The following is a 6,143-nucleotide window of genomic DNA, read 5'->3' as shown; positions in this document are numbered from 1 at the left end:
CCCCCCGGGGCCCCCCCCGCCCCCCCCCCCCCCCCCCCCCCCCCCCCCCAACAGCGACACGGCCGCCCCGTTAGGGGGGCCCGCGGCGCGCCCCGCGCGGGGCGGCGGTGCGGTGGAGGGGCGTTCGGCGTGCTCGTCGGGCGCCCCTCCGCTGTGCGCTGGGCGGACTCCGGTCGGCGGGGCCCCGGTTCCGGGGGCGGCCGTGCTGGTGCGGGAGAGTCGGGGAGCACGCCGACCCGACCTGAGGGAATGCGCATGAATATCCGTTCGACCTCCGTCGCGGTGCTCGCCGCCGTCCCGCTGGCGCTGGCCGGCTGCTCCCAGGGCGAACCGCAGCAGCCCGCCCCGCAGCAGCAGGAGCAGCCCCAGCAGCAGGAGCAGGGCAAGCCCGCGCAGGCGAGTTCCGACGGCGTGGCCTGGACCGGCGAGCTGTGCGGTCTCGTCGGCGGTTTCTCCGCTTCGCAGCAGCAGGCCCCGCAGGTGGACAAGACGAACACCGAGACCTTCAAGGCGTCGTCCATCGCGCAGATGACCGCTGCGCACGACGCCGCGGACCAGACGGTCACCGGGCTCCAGCGGATCGGCCCGTCGCCGATCGCGGGCGCCGACCAGGTGGCCACCACGTTCGTGGACGGATTCACCCAGGTCCGCGACATCCTCTCCGCGGCGAAGGGCAAGGCCGAGCAGGTCGACACCTCCAACGAGCAGGCGTTCACCACGGGCATGACCGGGGTGCAGGAGGAGCTGAAGAAGGGCCAGCAGCTCGACTTCAGCGCGCAGTTCGCCGAGTTCTCCAAGAACCAGCAGCTCAACGACGCCGCGATGAAGGCGCCGCAGTGCCAGCAGTTGACGCAGTCGGCCGCTCAGCAGGAGCAGCTCCAGCAACAGCAGCAGCAACAGCAGCCCCAGCAGCAGCCCCCGGGCTGACCCGGCAGGCGACTCCGCCCGAACGAGGTCGATCGATCCCTCGTCCGGGCGGAGGGCCCTGGTCAAGCTCGAACGGACGTTCTACGATCACGCATCGTGGACCAGCTGTCCTTCTTCTCCGCGGAGGCTCGCCACCCCCGGGTGGCCGACCTCGCGGGACTGCTGTGCGGCCCGGGCCAGGCCGTCGGGTTCGGTCGCGGCACCGCGGCCCGGCTGTCCGTGGTCGTCGCCGACGACTGGCGCGCCCGGTCGCTGGCGCGCGCCTGCGCCGACCGCGGGGTGGCCGCCGAGCTCGGTCGCTCCGAAGAGGGACACCCGCTGGTGCGCACCGCGTTCCGCGCCGACCTGACCGGCTTGGCCGGGCAGTGGCTGCGCGGCGCGGTGAAGTCGGTCCCCGCGGACTTCGCCCCCGACGGGGCGGCGCTGCGGCTGTGGGCGCTGACCGCGGGGAGGCCGGTGCCGGGCGGGTACCTGCTGGGCCTGGACCCGCACGCGCCGGAGACCTACGAGCCGTTGGCGGCGGCTCTGGCCAGGGCCGGACTGCCCGCGCGCTGCACGGGTCCGCGAGCGGGCGGACCAGCGCTGCGCGTCACCGGACGGCGCCGGATCGAGCGGCTCGCGGAGCTGGTCGGTCCGACCCCCGATGGTGCGATCGAGCGAACGTGGCCGCTCGTCTCCTGACGATCACGCCACAGGTCGGGGCAGGTCACGCAACGGAACAGGACCGGCACCCGATACGTTCGTACGGAACGGAAGACGCGAGCGCAGGCGTGTTGTGTGCCACGCTGTGCGTCCCTGGGTGCGGCATCCGGGGTGGTATGCGGTGCACACTGGCGGATCGGACGCCTCCGCGAGAAGAGAGCAGGTAAGCGTGGCTGGGTCGACACGGGCGAAGCAGAGCGGCGGTAACGGCCGGGCTTCGGGGTCCTCCGGCGGGACGGACTCCGGACGTCGGCGGTTGGTCATCGTCGAGTCCCCGGCCAAGGCACGCAAGATCGCCTCTTACCTCGGCACCAACTTCGTGGTCGAGTCCTCCCGCGGCCACATCCGCGACCTGCCGCGCGGCGCCGCCGACGTGCCCGCCAAGTACAAGGGCCAGTCCTGGGCGCGCCTCGGCGTGGACGTGGAGAACGACTTCGAGCCGCTGTACCTGGTGACCGCGGACAAGAAGTCGACGGTCAGCGAGTTGAAGGACGCGCTGAAGGAAGTCGACGAGCTCTACCTCGCCACGGACGGCGACCGCGAGGGCGAGGCCATCGCCTGGCACCTGATGGAGACGCTGAAGCCGAAGGTGCCGGTGCGGCGCATGGTGTTCCACGAGATCACCGAATCCGCCATCCAGGCCGCCGCCGCGAACCCGCGCGACCTCGACCAGGACCTGGTGGACGCGCAGGAGACCCGTCGCATCCTGGACCGGTTGTACGGCTACGAGGTCAGCCCGGTGCTGTGGAAGAAGGTCATGCCGAAGCTCTCGGCGGGCCGCGTGCAGTCCGTGGCGACCCGGATCGTGGTCGAGCGGGAGCGGGAGCGCATCAAGTTCGTGCCCGCCTCGTACTGGGACATCTCGGCGACGATGGACGCCGGGGCGAGCGCCGAGCCGCCGCGCTTCGGCGCCCGGCTGGTGACCGTGGACGGGGCGAAGGTGGCCACCGGCCGCGACTTCGGCCCGGACGGCCGGTTGAAGAACGCCGACGTGAAGCCGCTGGACGAGCCTGCGGCGCGGCGCCTCGCGGCGGCGCTGACCGACGCCCGGCTCAGCGTCTCCAGCGTCGAGGAGAAGCCGTACACGCGGAAGCCGTACGCGCCGTTCATGACCTCCACCCTGCAGCAGGAGGCGAGCCGCAAGCTGCGCTTCTCGGCGGATCGCACGATGCGCACCGCGCAGCGGCTGTACGAGAACGGCTACATCACCTACATGCGAACCGACTCGACGACGCTGTCCGAGACGGCGATCACCGCGGCGCGCAACCAGGCCAGGGAGCTCTACGGGGACAGCCACCTGTCGCCGCAGCCCCGCCAGTACAACCGCAAGGTCAAGAACGCCCAGGAAGCGCACGAGGCGATCCGCCCGGCGGGCGAGAGCTTCCGCACCCCCGGCCAGGTCGCGAACGAGCTGGACGTGGACGGATTCAAGCTCTACGAGCTGATCTGGCAGCGCACCATCGCCTCGCAGATGGCGGACGCGAAGGGCACCACGCTGTCGGTGCGCATCACCGGTACGGCGACCTCCGGTGAGGAGTGCACGTTCGCCGCGTCCGGCCGCACGATCACCTTCGCCGGGTTCCTCAAGGCGTACGTGGAATCGGTGGACTCGGAGGCCGGTGGCGTCGCCGACGACGCCGAATCGCGGCTGCCGCGGCTCAGCCAGGGCCAGGCGATCACCGCCGCCGAGCTGGAGCCGGACGGCCACAACACGAACCCGCCGGCCCGCTACACCGAGGCGAGCCTGGTGAAGGCGCTGGAGGAGCTGGGCATCGGCCGCCCCTCCACCTACGCGTCGATCATCAGCACCGTGCAGGAGCGCGGCTACGTGTGGAAGAAGGGTTCCGCGCTGGTCCCGTCCTGGGTGGCGTTCGCCGTGGTCGGGCTGATGGAGCAGCACTTCGGCAGGCTGGTGGACTACGACTTCACCGCGGCGCTGGAGGACGAGCTGGACCGCATCGCCGAGGGCCGCCAGCAGCGCACCAAGTGGCTGTCCGGCTTCTACTTCGGCGGCGAGGTCGGGCCGGGTGATTCGATCGGCCGCGCGGGCGGGCTCAAGAAGCTCGTCGGCTCCAGCGTGGAGCAGATCGACGCGCGCGAGGTGAACTCCATCCCGATGTTCACCGACGACGAGGGCCGCACCGTCTACGTGCGGGTGGGCCGCTACGGCCCGTACCTGGAGCGTCCGCTGAACGCGGAGGAGTCGCAGCGGGCGAACCTGCCGGACGACCTGCCGCCGGACGAGCTCAGCTCGGAGGTCGCGGAGAAGCTGTTCGCGACGCCGATGGAGGGCCGCAGCCTCGGCACCGATCCGGCGACCGGGCACGAGGTGATGGCGAAGGAGGGCCGGTTCGGCCCGTACGTCACCGAGGTCCTCCCCGAAGGGGACAAGTCGAAGCCGCGCACCGGCAGCCTGCTCAAGTCGATGTCGTTGGACACCGTGACCATCGACGACGCGCTGAAGCTGCTGTCGCTGCCGCGGGTGGTGGGCACCGACCCGGAGTCCGGCGAGGAGATCACCGCGCAGAACGGCCGCTACGGCCCGTATCTCAAGCGCGGGACCGATTCGCGGTCGCTGGAGACCGAGGACCAGATCTTCACCGTCACCGTCGACGAGGCGCTGAAGATCTACGCCCAGCCGAAGCAGCGCGGCCGCCGGGCCGCGGCCCCGCCGCTGCGGGAGCTCGGCGACGAGCCGGACACCGGCAAGCCGCTGGTCATCAAGGACGGCCGGTTCGGTCCGTACGTCACCGACGGCGAGACGAACGCCTCGCTGCGCAAGGGCGACGAGGTCGAGTCGCTGACGATGGACCGGGCCGTCGAACTGATCGCGGAGCGGCGGGCGAAGGCCCCGGCGAAGAAGAAGACGACGAAGTCGACCGCGAAGACCAGCACGGCGAAGTCGACGAAGAGCACCGGCACGAAGACGACGGCGAAGAAGTCGACGACCAAGACGGCGTCGAAGTCGACCGCGACCAAGTCGGGGACGTCGAAGTCCACCACCGCGAAGTCCGGCGCGGCGAAGAGCAGCACCGCGAAGTCGGCGAAGAGCCCGGCGTCCCGGGCGAGCGGCTCCCGCTCGTCCTCGTCGAGCCGCAGCACCTCGTCCACCAGCGGCAGCTGACCGCGGCTCCGGGCGTCGGGTCGCTGATCCGGTGTCGGCGCGGCCTCGTACAGTGCGTGTCGACGCAGGCGGCGCGACGACCCCGGAGGTGACGTGGTGGCGCAGGTCCCCGACCCGGTAGCGGGCGAAGTCCCCCCGGCGACCGGGGTGTGGGCGGACATCGTCGGCCAGCCCGACGCGGTGCGCACGCTGTTCGCCGCCGCGCAGGCCGCCCACCTCCAGGTCCGCGGCGAGCCCGCGCCCGCGGGCGCCATGACGCACGCGTGGCTGTTCACCGGGCCGCCCGGTTCGGGTCGTTCGGTGGCCGCCCGGGCGTTCGCCGCCGCGCTGCAGTGCCTGGAACCGGGCGAGGCGCCGGGCTGCGGCCGCTGCGCGGCGTGCCGGACGGTGGTGGCGGGGACCCACGCGGACGTGAAGGTCGTGGTGCCGGAGGGCTTGACGATCTCGGTGCGCGAGATGCGGGCCCTGGTGCAGGCCGCGGCGCGCCGCCCCACCACCGGCCAGTGGCGGGTGGTGCTGATCGAGGACTCCGACCGGCTCACCGAAGGCGCGGCGAACGCGCTGCTGAAAGCGGTGGAGGAACCGCCGGAGCGCACGGTCTTCCTGCTGTGCGCGCCGTCGGACCACCCGGAGGACGTGCCGGTCACGATCCGCTCCCGGTGCCGCGCGATGCAGTTGCGCACCCCGCTGGCCGGGTCGATCGCCGAGGTGCTGCGGGAGCGCGACGACGTCGGCGACGAGATGGCCCGGTGGGCGGCTTCGGTGTGCGGCGGGCACATCGGGCGGGCTCGGCGGCTGGCCACCGATCCGGAGGCCCGGGAGCGGCGGGACCGGGTGCTGAGCATCCCGGTGGGGCTGCGCCGGTTCTCGGACGTGTTCACCGCGGCGAGCGGGCTGGTGAGGTCCTCCGAGTCGGAGGCGACCTCGGCGAACGAGGACCGCAACGAGGCGGAGAAGGACGAGCTGCGCACCGCGATGGGTGCGGGCGGCACCGGCAAGGGCACGGCTTCGGCGACCCGCGGCGCGAACGCGGCGCTGAAGGAGCTGGAGAAGAAGCAGAAGTCGCGCGCGACGCGCTCGCAGCGCGACGCCCTGGACCTGGCGCTGGTGGACCTCGCCGGGTTCTACCGCGACGTGCTGGTCTCCCGGTCCGGGTCACCGGCGTCGTTGAACCACCCGGATTACGCCTCGGACGTGGCGAAGGCCGCGTCGCAGTGGACGTCGGAGTCGACGCTGCGGCGGCTGGAGGCGGTGCTGGAGTGCCGCACCGCGCTCACCCAGAACGTGAAGCCGATCATCGCGGTGGAGGCGATGGTCGCGACCCTGCACCACGGCTGACGGGCGCAGGGAAAGGCCCCCGCGCTCTCCTCCCAGAGCGCGGGGGCCGTGG

4 protein-coding genes are annotated in these 6,143 nt (G+C 72.4%); all 4 read left to right on the top strand.

Annotated features, from left to right (window positions below):
* The first annotated feature begins 255 nt into the window (after nt 1-255).
* Nucleotides 256-927, top strand: coding sequence for a hypothetical protein (locus LCD31_RS18345; RefSeq protein ID WP_224959746.1), 672 nt, complete (start codon nt 256-258; stop codon nt 925-927).
* Nucleotides 928-1,023: 96 nt separating this feature from the next.
* Complete coding sequence (locus LCD31_RS18340) at nt 1,024-1,608, top strand: hypothetical protein (protein WP_224959744.1); 585 nt, start codon at nt 1,024-1,026, stop codon at nt 1,606-1,608.
* A gap of 190 nt (nt 1,609-1,798) precedes the next feature.
* A complete protein-coding gene (gene topA, locus LCD31_RS18335; RefSeq protein ID WP_224959742.1) occupies nt 1,799-4,753 on the top strand; it encodes a type I DNA topoisomerase in 2,955 nt (984 codons plus the stop codon).
* A gap of 96 nt (nt 4,754-4,849) precedes the next feature.
* A complete protein-coding gene (locus LCD31_RS18330; RefSeq protein ID WP_224959740.1) occupies nt 4,850-6,091 on the top strand; it encodes a DNA polymerase III subunit delta' in 1,242 nt (413 codons plus the stop codon).
* Nucleotides 6,092-6,143: the final 52 nt, after the last annotated feature.

It is taken from the genome of Saccharopolyspora sp. 6M, assembly GCF_020176775.1.
Taxonomy (GTDB): domain Bacteria; phylum Actinomycetota; class Actinomycetes; order Mycobacteriales; family Pseudonocardiaceae; genus Saccharopolyspora_C; species Saccharopolyspora_C gregorii.
Note: the sequence above shows the minus strand (reverse complement) of the source record. Positions and strands in the feature narration are given on the sequence as shown.

Bases quoted from the DNA above. Each gene is read 5' to 3' on its own strand.
- LCD31_RS18345 (WP_224959746.1), top strand. From the start codon at position 256: ATGAATATCCGTTCGACCTCCGTCGCGGTGCTCGCCGCCGTCCCGCTG.